We start from the raw sequence: 22,271 nt of genomic DNA on the forward strand, positions 1-22,271 counted from the left end.
CCAACGGCCCCCTGCAAGCCGCCCACCTGGCACCACTCGGCACACCCCTCGGCAGCCCCGGAAGGCTGAACCGGGGCGCGGCCGGCGACCTCGGGCGGCTCGACGACGGCAGGATCGCCTCGTCCTTCCCGGACGGCAGCCGCAGCGTCTTCGACCCTGACATCGGGGCACTCACCACCACCCGCCCGGACGGCACCACCACGATCACCGACCTCACCCACGGGGCCAAGGTGACCAACCCGGACGGCTCCACCACCGTCCTCGACGACGACGGCAAGCTGACCACCACGTACCCCGACGGCACCACCCGGACCGTCGATCCCACGACCGGCGAAACGGTCACCACCCGCCCCGACGGCACCACGACCACCGAGAAACTCGGCGACCTGGGCAACCTCAACGGCCGCAACGGCCTGGGCACCCCGGGCGACCTTGCCGGCCTGGAGACGCCGACTGGAGGTCGCACGGCCCTCGAAGAGGGCGACTTCACCACCAGGTATCAGGACGGCAGCCGCGCCACGTTCGACCCGGACACCGGGGCGCTCACCACCACCCGCCCGGACGGCACCACCACGATCACCGACCTCACCCATGGGGCCAAGGTGACCAACCCGGACGGCTCCACCACCATGCTCGACAACGGCCGCCTGGTGACGAGCTTCCCCGACGGCAGCAAGCAGGTCCTCGACCCGGAGACCGGCATCGTCACCGTCACCGATCCCCAGGGCAACACCAGGACGGTGGACCTGGGCGAGCTCAACTCGCCGCGGGGCAGCGACAGGCCGGACCAGCTCGACAGCCCGGGACTGCCCGACCGCCCCGAACGGCCGATCGACCTGCCCGACGGCATCAACCTCCCCGACCGCCCCACCCAGCCCATCGACCTGCCCGACGGCATCAACCTCCCCGACAACCTCGGCTCGCCGGGCGGCCTGAATGGGAACGGTGGAGACGGCATCGATCGTCGCGATGTGCCAGTGGCTGGGCCGAGCCACGGTGGCGTCGGTCTCGCCGGCGGGGGTGAGGACAGTGATGTCCTGGCCACTGGCGCCTTCGCCGCGACCAGTGCGGCACCCCCCGTGGGGGCTGCCGGCTCCGGTCTCGGTTTCCCCGCCGTGCCGGGTGCGCCCGGTATTCCGGGTACTCCCGGTACTCCCGGCATGCCGATGGGCGGCGGCATGGGCGCGGGCGGCGACAAGGGCAACGGTGAGCGGGTGCGTGCTGTCCTGGTCGACGCGTTGGAGGAGAGCGAGCGGCGCAGCCGCCGCCGGCGCGGCCCGTGGAACCGCCAGGAAGACGACGACACCTTCCTGGCTCCGGCCTCGCGGGTACCGACCACCGGGGGTCATTCCGCGGACGAGGAGCAGCCGGGACGCCGGCCCACCAGTTCCGCCGACTACCTGGAGGAGGAGACGGACGTGTGGGGCACCGAGGAGGGCGGCACTCCGGCCGTCATCGGGCGCTGACGGCCGGGAGCCCCGGCAGGACAACCGCGACAGGAGCGGCATGAGAAGGAGAGCGGGCGTGGCGGAGCCGTTGGAGAAGCGGTTGGAGAAGGCGATGGCTGAGCTGGAGGCGGTTCAGGAGGCGGTGGCGCGTACGGAGCGGGAATTGCGGGAGGCGTCGTTCGCGGTGGTGTCTTCCGATCGTGCTGTCCGGGTCACTGTGGGGTCGCAGGGTGAGCTGGCCGGGATCGAGTTTCTGGAGAAGAAGTACCGGGACATGTCTGCGCAGGAGTTGGCCGCCAGTGTGCTGGAGGCGGCGAAGGACGCGCGTTTGAAGATGAACCGGCATGTGATGAGGGCGATGGCGCCTTTCACCGAGCCGAGCGCGGATGTGCCGGAGCTGAAGGGCTTCGAGGTGGACTGGGAGAAGATCTTCGGTCCGGAGGTACTGCGTGAGGACGACGACAGGCCGGACCAGGGGCGTGCTGTTCCAGTGTGGCGGGATGCGCTGGGTGAGGACGGGGAGGACTGACGGTGGGGCAGCGGTACCACGTTGATCCGCAGCGTATCGAGGCTCTGACCCGGCAGTTGGAGGAGATCGCCTCGCTGGCGAGGAACATGACCGAGGAGTTCCTGGACGACCAGGCCAGAACGATTCGGTGGCCGGGAACGGAAGGCGAGTTCGCGGCGAAGGCCAGGCCGCAGGAACAGAGGGAGCGGGAGACCACGAAGGCCACCATGATGGCCGTCCGTGACGCTCTGGTGGGCGTCACTGATGCCACGCTTCGTCAGGTCGAGATGATGAAGACCACGCGGGATCGTCATATTGAGGAGGTCGAGCAGCGGAACAGTCGTATCGGCGTGCCTGGTTTGGGTGGTGACGGGGGGCCGGGCCGTCATGGCCGTCGCTGATCTCGGGGTGCTGGTGCGGTGAGTCTCGATCCTTCCGATTCACTCAAGGACTTTCTCTGGGCTCTGACAGGGGAGCGCTGGCTCGACGCCGACGAGGACCTTGCCTATGCGAGCCGTCAGGACTACTCGGGACTGGGCCGGAAGCTGGAGAAGCTCGCCGGGCTCATCGGCAGGTCGGTTCACGATATTGCCGGTGCGCTTCCGGATGATGTGGCACGCGCGTACTCGGATGCCGTGAGGTCGCTCATCGACGACGGGGGCAAGAACCCTTTGATCGATTTCGCTGGTCAGCTCGATCAGATCGCTGAGGGCCGGCGGAAGACTTCCATGGACATCATGGAGGCGAAGTGGCAAATGATCGCCGAGGTCGTGCTGCTGATGGCCCAGATCGCCTTTCTCCTGGCGCTGTCGTTCTTCACGGGTGGTGTCTCGGCGAGTCAGATCTTCCTGGCCAGGCTGCGCAGCCGGTTGAGGATCTTGCTCATCATGAGTCAACTGCTGCAGCGTTTCCATGTGTTGCCCTCGCTGTCGGAGGCGTTCCAGGAGGCGTTCACCACATTCGCGGTGCGGCTGGCGATGATGAACTTCGCCCCGGACGGCCGTCGTCCCGACGGCATCGACTGGAACGACATCCTGAAGTCCGCCGCGTTCGGCGCAGCCGCGGGCGCCTTCACCAGCATCTTCGACAACTGGGCCAGGAGCATCGTCAAGAGCTTCGACAACGACTTCCTCAAGAACGGGCCGGACCTCGGCTTCAAGGACCAGCCGAATCTGCAGAACAAAGTCGGCCTCTCGGGCGGCGGTCCGGATGCCACACGGGGCCCGGATCCTGAGCTGGGACCGGATGTGCGACCGGATCCCAAGCCGGGACCGGATGTGCAACCGGATCCCAAGCCGGGACCGGATGTGCAACCGGATCCCAAGTTCGGCACCGATGTGCGACCGGATCCCAAGCTGGGACCGGACGGCGCCGGTCCGTCCGCGAACGGCTCCGGCGCTGAGAGGAAGACGCCGCTGACGTTCCGGGACGACCCGCTGTCGTTCCGGAACAACTCCGACCTGTGGCGTAACAACCAGCTGATACGCGACAACGCCGACCGGCCCGGCGCGCTGGCCGTCCACTACGGTCTCAAGGGCGCGACCGATTTCGTCGCCGCCGGTGCCGGCGAGGCACTGGCGGAGTACGTGATCAAGGGTGCCTTCGACGGTAAATGGTCCTTCAGCTGGTCCACGTTCGTCGGCGCGGGCGTCAGCAGCCAGGTCGAGTCCACCCTCAGCGACACCGCTCTGAACAGTGGCGCCGAGCTACGCCACACGATCGACAAACTGCGTCACCAGCCACCACCCACCGTCTCCCGCGGCGACAGCGGTCCCACCCGTCAGGAGCCCACCGACGGCTCCCCGCTGACGAACGCCCCGGACGGCAGTTCGCCGGACACGCAGATCGTGGGTGGCGGCTCCCCGCTCGCCCGGCCCCCGGTCCACTCGGCGTACCCTCCGGGATCGGACGAGGTGCCTTCGCTGTCCTCCCCCGGCACCGTCACTCCCCTCGAGAGCGATCTGTGGCAGCAGGTCCACCAGGGCCCGGCGGAGGTCCGGGAACGGACACTGCGCGAGCTCACGGACATCCGCGGCTCCCAGCCCCCCAGCAGTGCCGAGATCGAGATCCGGGACACCCTGCACAACAGCCTGTCCGGGCGACCCGAGATCCGGCTGGTGCCGATCGGCACCAGCCCCACGACCCATACCGACGCCGACTGGATCAGCCACATCCTCGACAGCTTCGGCACCCCGGTCACGGTCGCTCCGGCCATCGAGAACACACCGATCACGCAGAGCACACCGATCAGGGACAGCGTCCCGCTCACGGACAACCACCCCGTCACGAGAAGCACCCCGGCCCCTGACAACATCCAAGTCACCGACAACCACCCCGTCACGGGCAGCACGCCGGACCTCGACAACACCCCGCTCACACGGAGCCCCACACCTCTCACCGCTTCGTTCCCACCCGGCGACAGCACACAGCCCACGGCCGGCACTCCCACGAGCCCCGACGGGAACACGACGGACCATCCCGAGGGCACCACCGAACCGGTCACCGCCCAGCCCCCGGACACGACTCGAACCTCGCACACCACCCCCACGCAACCGCACACCGACACCCCCTCCACGCCCCGGGACACTTCGGACGTCCCCGCGGGCAGCCCTCACACGCCACCCGCCGGCGTCACCACCGACCCACCGAGGACCGGCACGACCGGCCCCCACACCATCAGCGGCCGGGAAGCCACCCCGTCAGCCCAAAACCCCCCGCCCACCCCCGCCTCACCGCTGACAATCGTGGTTTCGGACATGCCACCATCGGTGGAGGGCACACCGGAAGCGGCCGAACTGCTCGACAAAGCCGGAACCGACCGAGCGGTGGTACTCGGACCGGCGATCACACCGGACGGGGCCGGGCGACCGGTGCGCGCGGCCGTCGAGCTGACCCGGGAGGCGCCGGGCGCTCCGGTCAAGGTCCGTCCGCTCAGTGGCCCACTGTCCGTCGTGTCACCGGACACCGGTGACACGGACGTCGCCACGACGGACCTCGGCACGGCCTCTCCGGGGAGCGAGGACACCACTCGGGGCTCCGCCGACACCGCGTTCCCTGATGCGGATGTGCTGCTTCCGCTCGCCGACGCCCTCGGCGCATCCCCCGCACCGGAGACCCGACCCGCCACCCAGAGCACCGGAACCCACCACGGCGACCCGCCCGCCCCTCCCGCCACGCCCCCGAAGACGCCGTTCGTCACGACGCCTCCGGTGCACGACGGTGGAACCGCCCCGGTTTCCCCACCGGACGGTGAGCCTTCCTCCCTCAAGCACCTCACCCTCTCTCAGCCCTGGGACGAACCGGCTACCGACCTGTACCTGGAGTCGGGCCACGGCACCGACGACACAACCGGCGTGAGCGCTCCCGGAAACAACTCCGCTGGGTCCGACGGAGCAGGCAGCACGGGCGAAAGGAGCAGCGCCGACAGGCCCGGCCCGGAGACCGACAGCACCCCGGCCACGCCCGTGCCCACCGTTCCGTCCGGGCCCCTGACGAAGCCAAGCGTGACCTCCGCTTCGGGGCGGATCACCGTGCGGCCCGCGGAGCGCAACAGCACCGTCGACGACAAGAAGGGCGGCCCTGCGGAACCACCGGGCGATCCGGTCGTCACCGCCCTGGACGGCCACACCGTACCCATCGCGCAGCTGAGACTCTGGGCGGCGGACACCGCAAGCTCCCCACCAAGCGGTGCTGTGAATGCGCTGATCATTTCCCAGAGCCCGGCCGAGGACGGTACACCCCAAAACGCGAAACGCCGCGAGTTGCTCGGCACATCCACGTTCCGCCATGTACGCATCACTTCGGCTTCCGGCTCCCCGGCGTCGCAGAGGGCCGTGTTCACCGGCCCTCCGACGGCCCTCCCCGGCTTGGGCACCGGGCTGGGCGCCCAGTACGCGGTGATGCACGGCACCTCCCGTAGGGCCGAGCTCGGAAGCACCGACCCGGCGTACCCCACCGTGACCGTCAGTGGAGTGCAGCTGGGCAAAGTGATCCAGCACCTCGGCCTGGACCGGCCACTTGTGCTGTACTCCTGCGAAGCCGGGCAACAGCCGAAGGTGGCGGGACTGCCGCTGGCACAGCACGTGACGAACCAGACCGGCCAGTCGGTGTGGGCACCGACCAGCAAGGTGGGCACGGCCCTGGACGCGGACGGCAACACCGTCGCGGTGCTCGTCGACGGCCAGGACGGCCCTGGGCAGTGGCGATTGTTCACCCCGGAACCCAGCGGTGCCGACCTCGACCGGCTCGCGCGCGACATCGGCCTGCACGTGGGCCCGGAACCGGTTGACCCCTTCGTCCGGGCCCGTACGCTCCAGCAAGTCCGCACGCTGCGGGAGATCCTCGGCCCGGACGCCGAGAAGCGGCCGGAGCACCTGGACCTGCTCGCCGGGCTCGCCTTCGTGGACAGCCGACGCTGGTTCAGCCCCCACACCGCGGCCCGCTACGGCGATGGCCGGATGACCCCGGACCTGCTGCGTCGCATGGTCGTCGACCGCAGGGGCGCCACGGCGGGAGACGCCACCTCCGTCCCGTCGGCCGGCCCCACCGTCGAGGAGTACAAGGAGTTCCTGCGCGCGGCAGCCGAGTTGCGCTCCACCGCCGGACCCGAGACCACCCTCGACGGACTGGTGCCCCCTCCACCGCCACCGCCCGCGCTTCCACCGAACACCCTGGTCTCGCCAGAGGAGGTGCGCGATCTCACGTATGCGCCCTCGGTGCATATCACCTGGTCCCTCTCTCACACACCCCTGCCGCTGTCCGAGCTCGCTCTCAGCCCCGAGGACACCGCCGAGCTCGCCCGCCGCAAGGGCTTGGCACCCGCGATGTCCCCTCCGGAGAACCTGGCCGGGGACCCAGCCCCGCCGGGCACGAGCACCACTGTGCCCGTCACCGTGCACACCGTGCACGCTGACGGCAGCATCTTTCGGCGATGGGACACGCCCGGGGATGGAAACTGCCTCTTCCGTGCTCTGCTCGACAGTGCGCGCAGTCAGGACATACCACCGGCGTGGGCGGCGCGGGACATCACCGGGCTGCGCCGCCTGCTGCGCGACCGGCTCGACGACTCCGAACTTGCCGCCGTGGCGGACGAGGCCCTCCCCGATCCCGTGCTCGCCGTGGTCGACGACCTGCGTCTGCGCGCCCTCACCGGGGCACAGGACCCCGGCGAGCGGCAGCGGATCACGGATGACTGGAACCGGGTCGCAGAAGCGGTCGTCAACGACGGTGACCCCGGCGAATGGAAGCGGATCCTCCGGGACAGCAGCTACCCGGAGCTCGCCGTCGTCGCTCCCACTCCCACCGATGCGCGGCAACTCGGTACCCGGGGACTCCTCACTGCGTCGGCCGAGCTCCCCGGTCTGTGGTCCTCGCCCTTCGCCGATCTGCTTCCCCAAGGGCTGGCGCACACGCTCGATCTCGATGTGCGGATCGTCGCGCCCGACCAGCAGTCTCCGGGGAACACTCACGTCTTGGCGCTCAACCCGGGTGGCCGAGGCGGCACCCTGTACCTGGACTACAACGGCATCGATCACTACAGCGCCCTGGCCCCACTGCCTCACCAGGCTCCTGCCACGGGGCCGGACCCGGCGGCTTCAGGCCCCGAACCGGGCGACCCCTTCGGGGACTGGCTGCGCGACATGGCCGACGCCCCCAGCCTGTACGGCCCCGAACCGGGCGACCTCTTCCGGGACTGGCTGCGCGACATGGCCGACGCCCCCAGCCTGTACGGCCCCGAACCGGACGCCCCGGTACCGACGGAAACCCAGCTCGAGCGGAACCGTCCGGCCCAGCTGCTGACTGGCCCGGACGTCCAGCCGCCGGGCCCGGCACCACGCACCGTCACCTTCGAGGACGGCAGCCGGCTGCCCACCGTCCTGCTCCATCCGGACGCCGACCCGGACGATGGGCGTCCGGACGACGCCGCGCACGAAACACGGCCGGCGGGGCTGTTCGCCGGCCCAGGGGTCCTCACCCTGCGTTCCCCCGAGCAGGTGGCGCAAGAGATCCTCGAGCAGGTGCCGGAGAATCTGCGCGACCGGTTCGACAAGGCGGAACTGCTGGGTCTGCTGACCGACCAGCCCTCTGCGTTCACCGCCCCGCGCGGGGCGCGCTTCGTGGGCCGTGAGAAGTCGGGAACCGGCCTCGAAATGACGGTCGAGGCTGTCCCCTACCACCGCTGGGAGCCCATCTCCGACGTGAAGGACGGCACGGTCCGGGTGGACACCATGCACCGTGGCCAAAGCGGTATCGAGGGCGCGCGCAGCGTCGGCACCGGCCGCAGGATCGCCGCCGCACTGGGTATGGGCACACCACTCAACTGGCTGTTGAAAATCAGCGTTTCCCTTGGCTGGTCCCGCCGAACCGACTACAACCAGAGCACCCAGGGTTACCACCAGTCCGAGTATCGCAGCGTGGATGGCTCCCGCCTGTACCTGGACGACGTCTACTACCGGGTGCGGGTGGACCGGGTCACCAGAGCCCCGCAGACCACTGGCCAGGACACTTCACCCGGCGCACCTTCACCGGGCCCCGACTGGGTGCGCAGCCAGGTGCACTCCGAGGGGTTCGCCATGCGGCATGGGTTGAGCTGGCGACTGCCCACCGACCTCACGGTGCCCTTCGCGGGACCCCGGCGCGCGCCCAAGAAGCTCACCTTCCCGGCCGGAGAGGAACCACGGCTCACCGAAACCGCCGGACTGCACCTGACGGACCCGCCGGAGGAACTGGCGCTCGCCATCTCCGTTGCCCGGCCCGGCAGTTCCGCGCACCACACGCTGGTCGACTACGTCCGGCCGCAACGGCTGCTCTCCCTCTTCGGGCGGTTCTCCGCACCGGTCAGCGGCCCCGAACTCACTCGGGGGCACCGCCAGCGCCCGTTGGGCCACCTGGTGATCGAGCGGTCGATTCCGCACCGGGCCACCCTGGTCACCGAGTCTGTGACGTCCGAACTGCGCGAAATCACCCAGACGACCTACCAGAACCAGCGTGCGCACGTCCGAGAAACCCGACTCGGTCTGCAGACGACCTCCGGTCCCGGCGGCACCGTCCTCGGCCCGGAGACGGACGTACGCATCCAGGGTGGTCCGCTGATCCGCGGGGATTTCGGCACCGGGCGGAGCCATCACCTGGGCAGCGAAGCGGCTCGTAAGATCACCGGCCGTGTCCGCAATCACCCGATCGCGCTGTACCGGGTGGAACGCACCCTGATGGTGCGCAAGGCCGGCGAGCCGTCGTCCGCGGCCCGCCCGCTGCGAGTGGTCAGCCTGGACTGGATCTCCACTCAGGACGCGCGGCGGCTCGCGGGCTGGGACGGTCGTATCCCCGGGCAGACGGGACCCGACCCGGCCGCCGAGCCTCCGGTGCCGTGGTACCTCACCCGAAACGACCCCATACACCTGGGCAGTCAGGTCCGCGTGGAGGGCTTCCGCGCGGTCCGTCGACACAACCCGGCACCGAACGAGACCTCAGCGCCGGACGGCAGCCAGGACCCGGCGCTGAACCAGCAGAGCCGAAACCAGGCACAGAACCATGATCAGAACGGGCAGACCGGTCCGCAGGATCCGTTGCGGGTCTTCGCGGACGCCGTACTGGACACCCTTCACCGCGTGTACCCGTCGCTGTTCGTACCACCCCTCATGCTGCGCCACCCGCGGCTGGCCAGATTCTGGTACGGCGACGGGCGGATGAGGACCGCGCTGTACAACGACCGCCAGGTACGCGAGGCGCTGAACCATCCCACCCTGAAGCAGAGTCTGGATGTTCTGACCACCACCGGAGTGCCGGTCTCCGTCACCGAGGACGGCAAGGTGCGCCGTGGCCATTACGTCCTGATCCTGCGTGCGCGGCTCACCGATCGGCAGTTCGAGACCACCCTGAGCGAACGCTCCCTGCGCAACGCGTTGGTCGGCACCGAGGTCTCCGGGCAGGGCCAGCACACGTCCAGCACCCTGTCCGGCGGTGTCGAAGCGGGCATCTCACCACGCGACCACAACAAGGTGCCCGGAACCGGGCTGCCGCGCCAAGCCGGCGGCGTGGCGGTGGGTGCCCGCTGGGGCAGGACCCGGCAGAAGGCCACCCGGAACACCCTTGCGGTCGTCAACGACCACCTGTCGTACCACAACGGCGCCGACCTCTACAGCTACGAGGTACGCCTGAGCGCCTCCGTCGAGGGACACCGCCGTCCGCGCAGGTTTCCCCGGTTCGCCTCGGTCGGTCTGCTCGGCGCTGGTGTCTTCGTCAGCCGGATCGAGGAGAGTGCGCTGTTCGACGAAGAGGGCGAGACCGTGTGCCGGGTGGATCTGGCGGTGCCGTCGGCGCACGGCTCCAGCCGCCACGCCCCCACCGACCAGCAGGCCGGCGAACCGGCACGCACACCCGAACCGGAGCAGCTCTCCCCCACCGAGGCGGACCAGCTCATCGACGGCACCGGACCGCCGGTGGACGACTCCGCCGACCGGCAACTGACCCGGAGGGTGCTGAGCGCCCCGCACGTGGTGGCAGGCGTCGAGGGAGGACCTCAGCGTCAGCAGCTCATGCAGGACACGGCTGACCGAGCGTCGGGCACCTCCTGGCATGTCGGCATGCCAGGAGCCCCGTCGCACACCGCACTGCGCCGTGCGGTGGCGGACCTCAGTATCGCCGCGCAACTCGGTCAGTACCTGGGACCGTTCGGCTCCCGTATCTCCGGACTCGTTGGCGCCGGCCCCCTCCAGACCCACTATCTGAGGGGCGCGATCCGCGGCGAACTGCGCAACCTGCGGGTCAAGAGCGACCCGAAGCCGGCCGCTTTGGAGGCAACCCTCGGCAACGAACACCGGCTCCAGTCCACGAAGAGCACCGCCTCACGCGTCACCGCAGGCGTTCTGGGCGCCGACCGCCCGCTTCAGCAGGCCGCCCAGGGCGGTGTGGCGGTGATCGGTTCCTACACGGCCGGACTGCAGTACAACTGGGGCAAGACCACCACCGTCTCCGGGAACATCACCCCGGGCCGCAATACCACTCTCACCTTCTCCGGGCGCATGTACCTGGTGGTGGCCGACGTCGTCGAGACCCTCTCGGTGCGAGACCGCTGGACGGCCGTGCTGGGCACGGTGGGCACCCGTGCCGGGGCCACACTCGGCGCCGCGGCAGGGCGGCTCTCCGAACGGCTGGGACGTGTTCTCACCCCACGCGGGGCTGCCGCCGCGCTGCACCGCCTGCGCGACGCGGTGATGTTCCAGCTACCGATGCAGGACGCCATCGAGTCCGGGCTCGCTCCGGACGGCATGGGCAGCACCACCCCGCGTAACCTCGGAGGTGGTTACCGGGTGCCCGCCTTCCTGCGCAGCCGCCGCTTCGCCACCCATTCCAGCGGCCAACTCGACGCGAGCGGAGCAGCGCGGGCGCTGACGGACAGGCTGCAGAAGTTCCATGTCCCCTCAGCCGACCGGGAGCAGATCCTTCAGCGACTCTCCCCCGACTTTCTCCGCGCCAACCTGCACGAGTTGACGACCGACGGAATGCCCCTGCCGGTCCGCCTCCGCGTGTGGAACAGCCCTCACCACCTGCCGGTCGGCGGCAGCCCCGCCGAAGTCCGCTTCAAGCTGACCCCGGTCACCACAACTGTGGAAAGGCTGCGGACCGGCATCGAACTGGAGGACTACCGCAACTCCGTACGTGATGACGCAGAAGCCTCCTCGCGGGACCGCAGCGGAGAGCTGACGGCCGCGGTCGGCGCGCGCACGGCCGACAGCGGCCCCCTCGCTGCCAACCCCTCGCTTCAGAGCACCGCGGCCGAGCAGGCGTCGAGTACCCGGACCCGTACCACCGGCAGCACTGCCATGCCGAACGTCGCCACCACCCAGACACACGCCGAGATCGTCACCGGCTACACCCTCACCGTCACCATGACGGACCGGACCGGCGAGCCGCTCATCGACGAAGTCACGGTTCCGGTCGGCAGCCTCAACGAATTCGTTCCGGCCGGCCTGCTCACCCCGGACGGCAACGGACATTATGGCGAGCTCACCGAGCAGGACATAGGGGAACCCGAGCGCGCGGTACGGATGCTGACCGCCTCCCAGGCCCGCCCGGAAGGCATAGCCGAATGGCGTGCCTCCAGCAGCAGCGATCACCACAGCGGCGACACCGCCACTCCCGCCGACCCGGACATCCTGCCCTTCGACGACCGCACGGGCTCCGGCATCCTTGCCGTGGACATCCTCGGCGCGCCCAACGTCCAGGACGCCCTCACCCTTGCCACCGCTCGCGCCGATGGGTTCGGCGACAGCGACCTCGGCAAGCGGCACGTCAACGATGCCCTTGCCGAACGCGTGCGCATGGCCCGGCTCACCCCGCTCACCGCCCTCGGCACCACACCCGCCCAGACCCAGCAGGAGGCCACCACGCAGATCGGCCTGACCGCCGGCTTCCGCCAGGCGCTCAGCGCGAACGGCTCGCCGCTGCCCACGCAGACGTCCGCCCGCCTGCTGGGCCAGTCCCACACCGCCGACTCCCGCCTCTACGCGAAGATGCACCGCCGCGGGGCCCGGCTGCTCGCCGTGGAGAACAAACCACGCATGGAAGCCATGCAGCGACAGAAGATCTCCAACACGCTGACGGCGGGTACCACCGACAACGTCGAGGGTACGGTGGGCACGGCACCGCTGGTGAGCACCGGCAACGCAGGTGTGCTGAACCCGGGTGGCACAGTCCCGGTCGGCGGGGCCATCGATGGCACCCCGTCCACCGGCACCACGAGCACCACGCTCGGCACCCACGTCAAGGTGGCCACCGACCGGACCATGCTCTTCGCGCTGCCGGTGAGCTGGCTGGCGGTGGCAGACGTGGACCACCACATCACCGACGGCCGCCCGCTGCACGCGCTCGGCAAGCCGAAGCGCGGCCCGCGCGCCGTCGAAGCCGAGACGACCGCCCTGGTCTGGCTGCGCGAGGACATGGCCCGCGACTACGGCCTCCTGGACGACACCACGTTCCCCGACGACGTCGTCACCGCCTGGGACAGCCTGGCCAACGCCGTGGGGGACCTCGCCGAGGCGGAGCGGAGCTACTACGACGCCCGGGCACGGGCTCGGGAGGCATGGCTCGACATGAGCGCGGAGGAACGGGCCGCACTGGGCGACGACCACCCGGACCGGGCGACCGTCCTGCCACAGGCCATCGCCCAGTCCCCGGCCGTCGCCACCTGGCAGGCCGCCCGCGAGGACGTCCGCCGCTGGCAGCGGCGCACCGACGCCGCCGCCCAGGACCACCACCGCCTGCATCTCTACGCCTCCCGTCTCACCGCCCACCACCAGAATCCGGTCTCGGTACGGCCGCCGAACCAACCGCAGACGTACACCGAGCCGGACTGGCGCTCCGAGGCACCGGAGCCGTACACCGTCACCAACGGCACCGGCTCCGACCCGCGCACCCTCACCTCGCCGGACGGCGCGACAGTGCGCGAGGTGCACGCCGTGCCGCACGACGGCGCCTCGTTCTTCCATGCGCTGCTGGCGGTCGCCCAGGACCGCGGCCGGCTCCCCCACCTGCTGGGCACGGATCTGGCCGAGCGCTTCACGAGTACCCCCGGCGACCCGGAGGTCACCGCGGAGGCCGTCGACACCGCCCGCAGGCGCCTCGCCTGGGCGCTGGGCGAGGACGGCAACGAGGACTTGCTCGACGCCCTCGCCCTGGATGTCTCGGACGCCTTCACCCAAAGCGAACTCGACGCCGCCGGCGTGCAGCTGACGCCGGCGCAGCAGGCCGAGTTCAACGAGCTGGGCCGTCTTCCACAGACCTTCTGGGCGACCCCCGCGCAGCGGGTGGCACTTGCCACTGCTGCTCTGTCACGCCCGTTCGCGAGCGAGCCGCAGCAGGACGGCGCCGAGCGCCCGGACGGTGAGCCCGCCCCGCCTGACCGCCGCCCCGGCGCCCACGGCGGTGCCGACCTGCTGCCCGCCCTCGCCGCCCGGGTCCTGGGCACCCCGCTCACCGTGGTGACCGAGCATGGCCACGAGCAGGTCTTCCTGCCCCGAGGCTTCGATCCGGCCGCCGTCTCCCCTGCCCACGACCCCGTCCTCTTCGCCACCGAAGCCTTTTTCCACGCCGCACTCCCGCCCGGCACCCCGGCCCCGGTCACCACCCCGCTGCCGGATCCGACGTTCGAGACCCCCGCCCCGGATACCAAGCCTGCGGACACCAGCACGACGCCTCCCGCCCCCGAGCAGCGCTCCGGCGCACCGAAACAGCAGCCCGAGGAGGAACGGTCCGCGGAGCCGCCTGTCGGGCGAAGCCGTGTCTCCCCTCCTGGCACGCACCCATCCGACAGCGGTCACGAGGCACCAGTGCCCATGAGCACCCGGACTCGGGCTCCGGAAACGCAGCTCGTGTCCTCACTCGACACCGCTCCGCCGGTTCTTCCTGTGTCGCACGACCCACGGAGCCCGGCCGAGGCCCCCTCGACGCCCCCGTCCGACAGCGACGTCCCCGGCCTTCCGGACGAGGAAGAGGCGTACGAGCTGAGCACCCTCGGGGCGGCCACAGCCACGCCCCCTCGCTCGACCGTACGAGGGCTGAGGCTCGAACCGGGAGACGCGGTACTCAAGATCCCCTCCTACGAGACAGGCATCCTCGAAGGAGCTTTGATGCGGGAATACGGCGGCCATCTCCTGCCCGGCCCCGAAAGCCTCCGCCCCGGAGGCAAACTCGTCATCATCGGCCACGGTCACCAACTCGGCGACGGACAGGCAGCCGCCGACCAGATCAAAGCCCTGTACAACGGAGCGCTGCCGGCCGGAGTCCACATCCACATGGTGGTGTGCCGGGCCGGCGACGGCGCATACCCGCCGGCACAGCGTCTGGCCAACGAACTCGGCCGCACCGTCGTGGCATCGACCATCGACGTCTCCATGACCAACACCCTCGACGCAGCCCACTTCATGGACGTGGAGTACGACGACCCCTACCTCAGAGGAGTGCATTACGGCCTGAACACCACCCACACCCATCTGCAGGGCAGTTTCTACGCGTACTCCCCGCACGAGGTCACCCAGGACAACGAAGGCGACATCGTCATGGGCGGAATCGACCCCACCACGCACACACCCGCCCCGGCCAACGGACCGCACAACGGCCCCTCCTTCCAGCTCCTCTCAGCCGAAACACCACAACTGAGCACCTTCTCCGGAACCGATACCACGGACAAGTCCCGCGGCCGACGAGTCACCCCGCCCCCGGCACCCGACAGTCAACAGCCGCATCCGCCGGACCAGGTGGGCGTGGCCGTAAACGAACTGGTGCGTCGCACAGAAATTTTCCGGCAGTCAGCGAAGCGCCACTTCACTGCCCTGATGAATGGCGACTATCGGGAGGGAAAGAGGCCACAGATCCCCCTTAGATACACGATCGAGGTCCAGGAGATCCTGGACCACATCGAGCGCCTGGCAGACACCGACACCGCATTTCAACAATGGTGCAGCGACTACACGAACCACCGACAGGCGTTGCGCAGCGAGATCACCGATGCCCTTACGGCACTCAACGAACAGTGGCGTAACTACGGATATTTCCTGATGTTTCATTTCGGCAGCATATGGAGTGATATCACACCGAAGGACCACTGGTTCAACTATTCCTACAGTGAGTATTTCCGTGCCATGTCCGTAGACAATTTGCGGTCGCTGGACAAGGATCCCGCCGTCGTCGAGGCGCGCCGGAAACACGCGACAACCGGGCAAACGGACAGCCCGTGGGTCGACCAGAAGCGATCGGAGATCGAGGCCGCCCTGCGGCAATGCGTGCTGCGCCACTACTCGCCTGCCGACCGAGTAGAGAGCATTCTCGAGCTGGGGCACGCCCACCAGCCAGGCCCCTCTCTCAAGTCCCTGGCGGTGCTGGAAGATGAGAAACCCGGTTCCTTCGAACACAACACCGCGACCTACGACATGGAAGACCTGGCCGACCATGGATTCGTCTTCTTCTACATCGAGCCGGAGGTTTCCGCGTTTCGTGCCAGCCGGTTCGGCGGCGGCGACCCCGCCCGCATTACGGTTCCCATTGATACGCTGGAACAGCAAAACGGCTGGGTGATGCTGAACGACTTCCTGGACCGTGAGATGCCCACCCTCCGCGCAAATGACCAGGGTGAACTGATCTCCTACGTCCGCACAGCCGACGAGACGCTGCATGAGGACACAAACTGGGTCGGCGGTATGGACAAGTATTTCAGCGTTCCCGCCAAGTCACCGGAAGGGAAGCTGAAGAGAGCCGTTTACATGACGAAAGCACTCCTCAACGAGGTGGAGGATTCGGTCGAGCAGGTGGCCGGCCTAGCCGGACGGGCCCACGACCTGATCGAGTACGAGGACGACGACGAGGACATGCCGTACAGACTGATCAGGATCATGCGACAGCTCCGGGAGGAAGAGGACATACTGAAGGCCGCCCTCGCGAAAATCGACCAGGGAAAGCTGGAAAGGCTGCGGCAGGAACGCGCAAAGGCGCTGAAGGAATCCAAGGACTACTCCCACAAGGTGCGCGTCTACAGGCCGGAGGCACTGTCCCACGAAACCGGGCATACCCAGTACAACGGCATCGGAACGACTGACGTTCGTCCGGAGCCAGGAACAGCGAACATCCTTGTAGGCGCCGACGTCATCCCTGGTTTGGCACTGCGCTGCGTCGTCGAGATCGCCCGCGTCGAGCGCACCCGCCCACACGTGGCCAGTCGCCTGAAAAGCATGTCGGGCGAGGCCTTGGTCCGGGTGCTGCTCAAGGACTTCATCCGCCCTCAGGCCATGCTGCAACGGGAGGTTCCCTTCACCCGGGCGGACGTGGAATTCAAGAACCGTTGAACCGCCCGCGCCCGAGCAGCACCGTGAGCGTCGTTCAGCGGGTTTCCGCACCTGGGCCGGCGACTGTGATACGCACCACTCCCTCGCCCGGGAACTCACGCCACAGCCGTCCCGACTCCTCAAGCAGTACGGCGGAATCCGACCACCGTCGTACAACGCGACCTGGAGACCTGTGATGGCCGAATCCCGACAGAAGTCGCCCGCCGGGTGCGCTGCGGTGCGGAGAGCGGTGCTCCCACCCGCCCTGCTCGGCTTCCTGCTCCTCTTGACGCTGATGTTCGCGCTCTCCTACGCCGTCGGCTCTGCCGCCGGTCCGGTGTCGCCGGGCATGTCCGGCACCAGCACCGGGGGCACATCGCCGGACGGCGGCGGAGACGTGCAGGACATGGACATGGGCGGGATGGGCTGAGGAGGACACCGATGGACACCGAGCCAGTGACTTCCGGGACCGTCATCACCGACCTGACCGTCGGCGGCATGACCTGCGCTGCCTGCGTGAACCGCGTGGAGAAGAAGCTCGGCAGGCTGGAAGGGGTCACGGCGAGCGTCAACCTGGCGACCGGCCGTGCCCGTGTGGAGCACCCGCCGGACATCGCCGCCGAGGAACTCATCGCGGCCGTGGTGAAGGCGGGTTACACCGCCGAGCTGCCGGAGCCGCCCCGCGCGGCGAAGGCCGAGGGCGACGACGAGGCAACCGCGGACACCGCCGGGGCCGAGGCCACACGGCAGGACCGCAACCGGCTCCTGGTCACCGCGCTGCTGGCGGTGCCCGTCCTCGTGGTGTCGATGGTGCCCGCGCTGCAGTTCCGCAACTGGCAGTGGCTGTGCTTCGCGCTCACCGCTCCGGTCGTCTTCTGGAGCGCGTGGCCCTTCCACGTGCGGGCCCTGCGCGGGCTGCGCCACTCGTCGGCGACCATGGACACCCTGGTGTCGCTGGGGGTGGTGGCCTCCTTCCTGTGGTCGACGTACGCCCTGTTCCTGGGCGGTGCCGGGGAGCCGGGCATGGAGATGGCTTTCTCCCTCGTCCCCGGCGCCTCCCCGGACGCCCCGGCGATCTACCTCGAAGCGACCGTGAGCGTCCCGTTGTTCGTACTGGCCGGGCGCTTCCTGGAGGCACACGCGCGACGCGGAACCGGCGAGGCGCTCCGGTCGCTGGCCCGGCTGACGGCGAAGGAGGTCTCGCTCCACGAGAACGGATCCGAACGGCTCGTTCCCATCGAGGAACTGACCACGGGCCAGGTCTTCATGGTGCGGCCCGGTGAGCGGGTCGCCACCGACGGCGAGGTCGTGCAGGGCAGTTCCGCCGTGGATCTGTCCCTGGTCACCGGCGAGAGCGAGCCGGTGGAGGTGGCACCGGGCTCGGCGGTGGTCGGCGGCGCCGTCAACGCCGGCGGGCTGCTGCTCGTACGGGCCACCGCCGTCGGCGCCGACACCCAGCTCGCCCGTATCGCGCAGCTGGTGACCGACGCCCAGGCAGGCAAGGCGAAGGCCCAGCGCCTGGCCGACACCGTCGCCGGGTTCTTCGTCCCGGTGGTGCTGGCCCTGGCCGTGACCACCCTGGGTTTCTGGCTCGGCGCCGGGGCCGACGCCCAGCCGGCCATCACCGCGTGCGTCGCCGTCCTGGTCGTGGCCTGCCCCTGCGCCCTCGGCCTGGCCACGCCCACCGCGCTCATGGCCGCCACCGGCCGCGGTGCCCAGATCGGTGTCCTCGTCAGAGGCCCGCAGGCCCTGGAAGGTCTCCAGCACCTCGACGCGGTCGTGCTGGACAAGACCGGCACCCTCACCTCCGGGCACATGAGCGTGGCCCGCGTGACGACGGTCCCCGACGGGCCCGACGAGGCCACGGTGCTGCGCCTGGCCGGCGCGGTCGAGCAGGGCTCTGAACACCCGCTGGGACGGGCGATCGTCGCATACGCCCGGAAGGAACCCGCGGGACAGCGCCTCCCCGAGGTGAGTGACTTCCGTGCCCTGACCGGGCGGGGAGTGTCCGGCCTGGTGGAGGGCGGCCGCGTGGAGGTCCTCGCGCCCGGCGACGACCTGCCGCGCCCGCTGGCCGACGCCCTGACAGCGGCCGAGACCGCCGCCCGTACCCCGGTGCTGGTGCGCCTGGACGGCGTGGATCAGGCGCTGATCGAGGTGGGGGACGTCGTACGGCCCGGCAGCTACCGGGCGGTGGACCGGCTCAGGCGTCTCGGCGTGCGCCCGGTGCTCGCCACCGGCGACCGCGAGGCACCCGCACGGGCGGTGGCGGACGCCCTCGGCATCGACGACGTGCACGCCCGCCGCAGTCCCGAGGACAAGGCCCGTCTCGTCGAGGATCTGCGGGAGCAGGGCTACCGGGTCGCCGTCGTCGGCGACGGCGTGAACGACGCCGCGGCACTCGCCGGTGCCGACCTGGGCATCGCCATGGGCAGCGGCACCGATGTGGCCATCACGGCGGCCGACGTGACGCTCGCCCGTGGCAACATCGACGCCCTCGCGGACGCGGTGGAGCTCGCGCGGCGCACCCTGGGCACGATCCGCGTCAACCTCGTCTGGGCGTTCGGCTACAACGTGGTGACGGTGCCGCTCGCCATGGTGGGGCTGCTCAACCCCATGGTGGCCGCCGCGGCGATGTCCGTGAGTTCGCTGCTGGTCGTCGGCAACAGTCTGCGGCTGCGCACCTGGCAGCCCTCGGCCCCTCGGAGGCGTGTGCGATGACCCGTTCCTTCCGGCAGCTCGACCGCCGCCGCCTGACCGACACCGCACTGGCCGCGCTCGCACCCGTCGTCGCCTGCGGCGTGGCCCTCGGCGGGCTCACCGCATGGGTCGGCGCGGGCGGGGCGGGCCGGCCTACCGCCCGGATCGATGTCTCGTACGGCCGTGTTCTGCTGCCGTTCGGTGATACGAGGGAGACGTCCGCGTACTTCGACGTCTCCAACACCGGTGACGCGGGCGACCGACTGGTCGCGGTGACCTACACGGGCAAGCAGGCCGAGATCAGCCGCCACGCCAAGGCGGGCCGCGGGGCCGCCACCAAGGCGTACCTGGACTCGACGGAAGTCCCCGCAGGTACAAGGCTGTCCATGTCGCCCCATGGCGTGAACGTGACCCTGCTCGCGCAACGCGGCTGGCGTCCGGGTGATCTCGTCCGGTTCACGTTGCGCTTCGAGCGCAGCGGCACGATCGACGCCTTCGCGGTGGTGACACGGCCGGGTGAATCGGGCTTCTGAGCGCCGCGTGGAGTCCGGCGTCTCGACCGCAACCGCCAGAAGCGCGCCTGCGCCACTCCCCCACCGGTACCGTCCCGCGGCCGGGCGGGAGGCGGGAGGGGGCCCGTCTGCGTCATGGCTGCTCTTTCGGCGTACGCGACTGTGCGGGTCACGGACGACGGTGGCACCTCTGCGACGCTTCGGACCGGCGTCGCCCGCGCCGATCTCTCGGGCCGCAGGACTGGTGGTACAGCAGGCTGTACTCTTCCTCGCTCGCTCTCGGTTCGCGGCACCTTCGGGCTTAGGGTGACTGGCGTATCGGCAGGCTGGCGAAAGGTGACAGGTGGCCACCCGGCACAACGACAGTTCCGGCGGCCGGTCCGGGCCCGGTGCAAGAGAGCCTTTCAGGGAGACCGTCGCCGGTTCCGTGTCCGCCGCGCTGGCCGCGCTCGGGCAACTCGTGGGCGGTCTCGGCACGGCCGTACTCGCCCTGGTCGGCCTCGGCTGCCTCGTGCTGACGGCGGCGGCCAGTCTGGCAGGCGTGGGACTGCTGCTCGCCCCGGCCGTGCTACGAGGGCTGCACGCACTCGCCGGCCGGGAACGCACACGGCTCGCCCGTCACGGTCTCGACATCGTGCCCCCGGAACCACCGCCCACCCGGCTGCGGCCCGCTCTGGCCGATGCCACCACCCGCCGCGAGACGCGCTGGTTGCTGGTGCACGCCACCTTCGGTCTGCTGCTCGGCCTGCTCGGACTGCTGCTGCCGGTCGTGGCGGTCCGCGACACCGCCTTCCCGCTGCTGTGGCCGTTCGCACCGGAGGATTCCACCAGCACCTCGCTGGGTTTCGGGACCGCGGATTCCTGGGCGGAGGCGTCCGTGGTGTCCCTGCTCGGGGTGGGCTGGATCGCCATCATCCTCGGCCTGGGGCCGGGCATGGCACGCCTGCAGGCGCGGCCCGCCTTGCGCCTCCTGGCGGCCGGGCCGGACACCGACCTGTCGCTGCGGGTGGCCGAGCTGACCGCGACGCGGGCCGCCGCGCTGGACGCCCACGCCGTCGAGCTGCGGCGGATCGAGCGCTCCCTGCACGACGGCACGCAGAACCGCCTCGTCACCGTCACCGTGCTGCTCGGCGCGGCCCGCCGCATGGTGGCCCGTGACCCCGCCGGTGCCGACGAGGTCCTGGAGCGCGCCCAGTCCGCCGCCGAGCAGGCACTGGCGGAGCTGAGAGCCGTCGCGCGCGGCATCCTGCCGCCCGTGCTCGCCGACCGCGGGCTGACCGGAGCACTCTCGGGTCTCGCGGCGAACTGCGCGGTTCCGTGCCGGACCGATGTCGAGCTGCCGGAGCGGTGTGCGGCGTCGGTCGAGGCGACCGCCTATTTCGTGGTGGCCGAGGCGCTCACCAACATCGCCAAGCACAGCGGCGCCACCCGGGCCACCGTCACCGTGCGCAGCCGGGGCGGCCGGCTCCTGCTGCGCGTCGAGGACGACGGCCGGGGCGGCGCCGACGAGACGGGCGGTTCCGGCCTGGCCGGCATCCGCCGCCGTATCGCGGCACACGACGGTGTGCTGCGCCTGACCAGTCCGCACGGCGGACCGACCCTTCTCGAGGTGGACCTTCCATGCGGATCGTGATGGCCGAGGACGACCCGTTGCTGCGCGAGGGACTGGCCCTGCTGCTGCGCGCCGAGTCGCTGGACGTGGTCGCCAAGGTGGGCACCGCCGACGACGTCCTCGACGCCATCGACACCCACCGGCCCGACGTCGCCATCCTCGACGTACGGATGCCGCCCACCCACACCGACGAGGGCATCCGCGCCGCCGTCGAGGCCCGCCGCCGCCACCCCGGGCTCGCCGTCCTGGTGCTGTCCGCCTACGTCGAGCAGAGCTTCGCCACCGATCTGCTCACCGGCGGGGTCGGCGGCCTCGGCTATCTGCTCAAGGAGCGGGTCGGACGGGTGGAGGAGTTCCTCGACGCCCTGCGCAGGGTGGCGGACGGCGGTACCGCCATCGACCCCGAAGTCGTCGCCCAGCTGTTCACCCGCTCACGCCAGGACACCCGGCTGGAACGCCTCAGCCCGCGTGAGCGGGACGTACTCGGTCTGATGGCCGAGGGGCTGGGCAACAGCGCCATCGCCGGGCGGCTCGTCGTCACCGACGGCGCCGTCCACAAACACATCCGCAACATCTTCGCCAAGCTGGACCTGGCACCCACCCAGCAGGTCGACCGCCGGGTCGCCGCCGTCCTGCACTACCTGGAGAACGCCCGCCGCCCCTGACACCCGTAAGAGG

General features: G+C 70.1%; 8 protein-coding genes and 1 pseudogene. All 9 read left to right on the forward strand.

Annotated elements, in window-relative coordinates; genetic code table 11:
• Positions 1-1,466 (forward strand): annotated as a pseudogene (locus ACZ44S_RS23600) (AAWKG family protein); the annotation flags it as partial.
• 58 nt (positions 1,467-1,524) lie between these two features.
• Positions 1,525-1,977 carry a YbaB/EbfC family nucleoid-associated protein gene (locus ACZ44S_RS23605; RefSeq protein ID WP_037940043.1) on the forward strand — a complete coding sequence of 151 codons (453 nt, stop codon included), beginning with the start codon at positions 1,525-1,527 and terminating at the stop codon, positions 1,975-1,977.
• A gap of 2 nt (positions 1,978-1,979) precedes the next feature.
• Entirely contained in the window at positions 1,980-2,357 is a 378-nt protein-coding gene (locus ACZ44S_RS23610) for a hypothetical protein (protein WP_466932119.1), read from the forward strand.
• Between the two features lie 18 nt (positions 2,358-2,375).
• A complete protein-coding gene (locus ACZ44S_RS23615; RefSeq protein ID WP_466932121.1) occupies positions 2,376-16,790 on the forward strand; it encodes a WXG100-like domain-containing protein in 14,415 nt (4,804 codons plus the stop codon).
• Positions 16,791-16,965: 175 nt separating this feature from the next.
• Entirely contained in the window at positions 16,966-17,199 is a 234-nt protein-coding gene (locus ACZ44S_RS23620; protein ID WP_466932123.1) for a hypothetical protein, read from the forward strand.
• 11 nt (positions 17,200-17,210) lie between these two features.
• Complete coding sequence (locus tag ACZ44S_RS23625) at positions 17,211-19,490, forward strand: heavy metal translocating P-type ATPase (RefSeq protein ID WP_466932125.1); 2,280 nt, start codon at positions 17,211-17,213, stop codon at positions 19,488-19,490.
• The gene (locus ACZ44S_RS23630; protein WP_466932127.1) at positions 19,487-20,002 is read left to right on the forward strand and encodes a copper chaperone PCu(A)C; all 516 of its coding nucleotides are present in this window, start codon (positions 19,487-19,489) and stop codon (positions 20,000-20,002) included. The genes ACZ44S_RS23625 and ACZ44S_RS23630 overlap by 4 nt, the downstream gene beginning before the upstream one ends.
• Before the next feature lie 406 nt (positions 20,003-20,408).
• Entirely contained in the window at positions 20,409-21,614 is a 1,206-nt protein-coding gene (locus tag ACZ44S_RS23635; RefSeq protein WP_466932129.1) for a sensor histidine kinase, read from the forward strand.
• Positions 21,602-22,258 (forward strand): response regulator, encoded by a 657-nt coding sequence (locus ACZ44S_RS23640; RefSeq protein ID WP_037940961.1) that lies wholly within the window; start codon positions 21,602-21,604, stop codon positions 22,256-22,258. The genes ACZ44S_RS23635 and ACZ44S_RS23640 overlap by 13 nt, the downstream gene beginning before the upstream one ends.
• The last annotated feature ends 13 nt before the right edge of the window (positions 22,259-22,271 follow it).

It is taken from the genome of Streptomyces malachitofuscus, assembly GCF_055571035.1.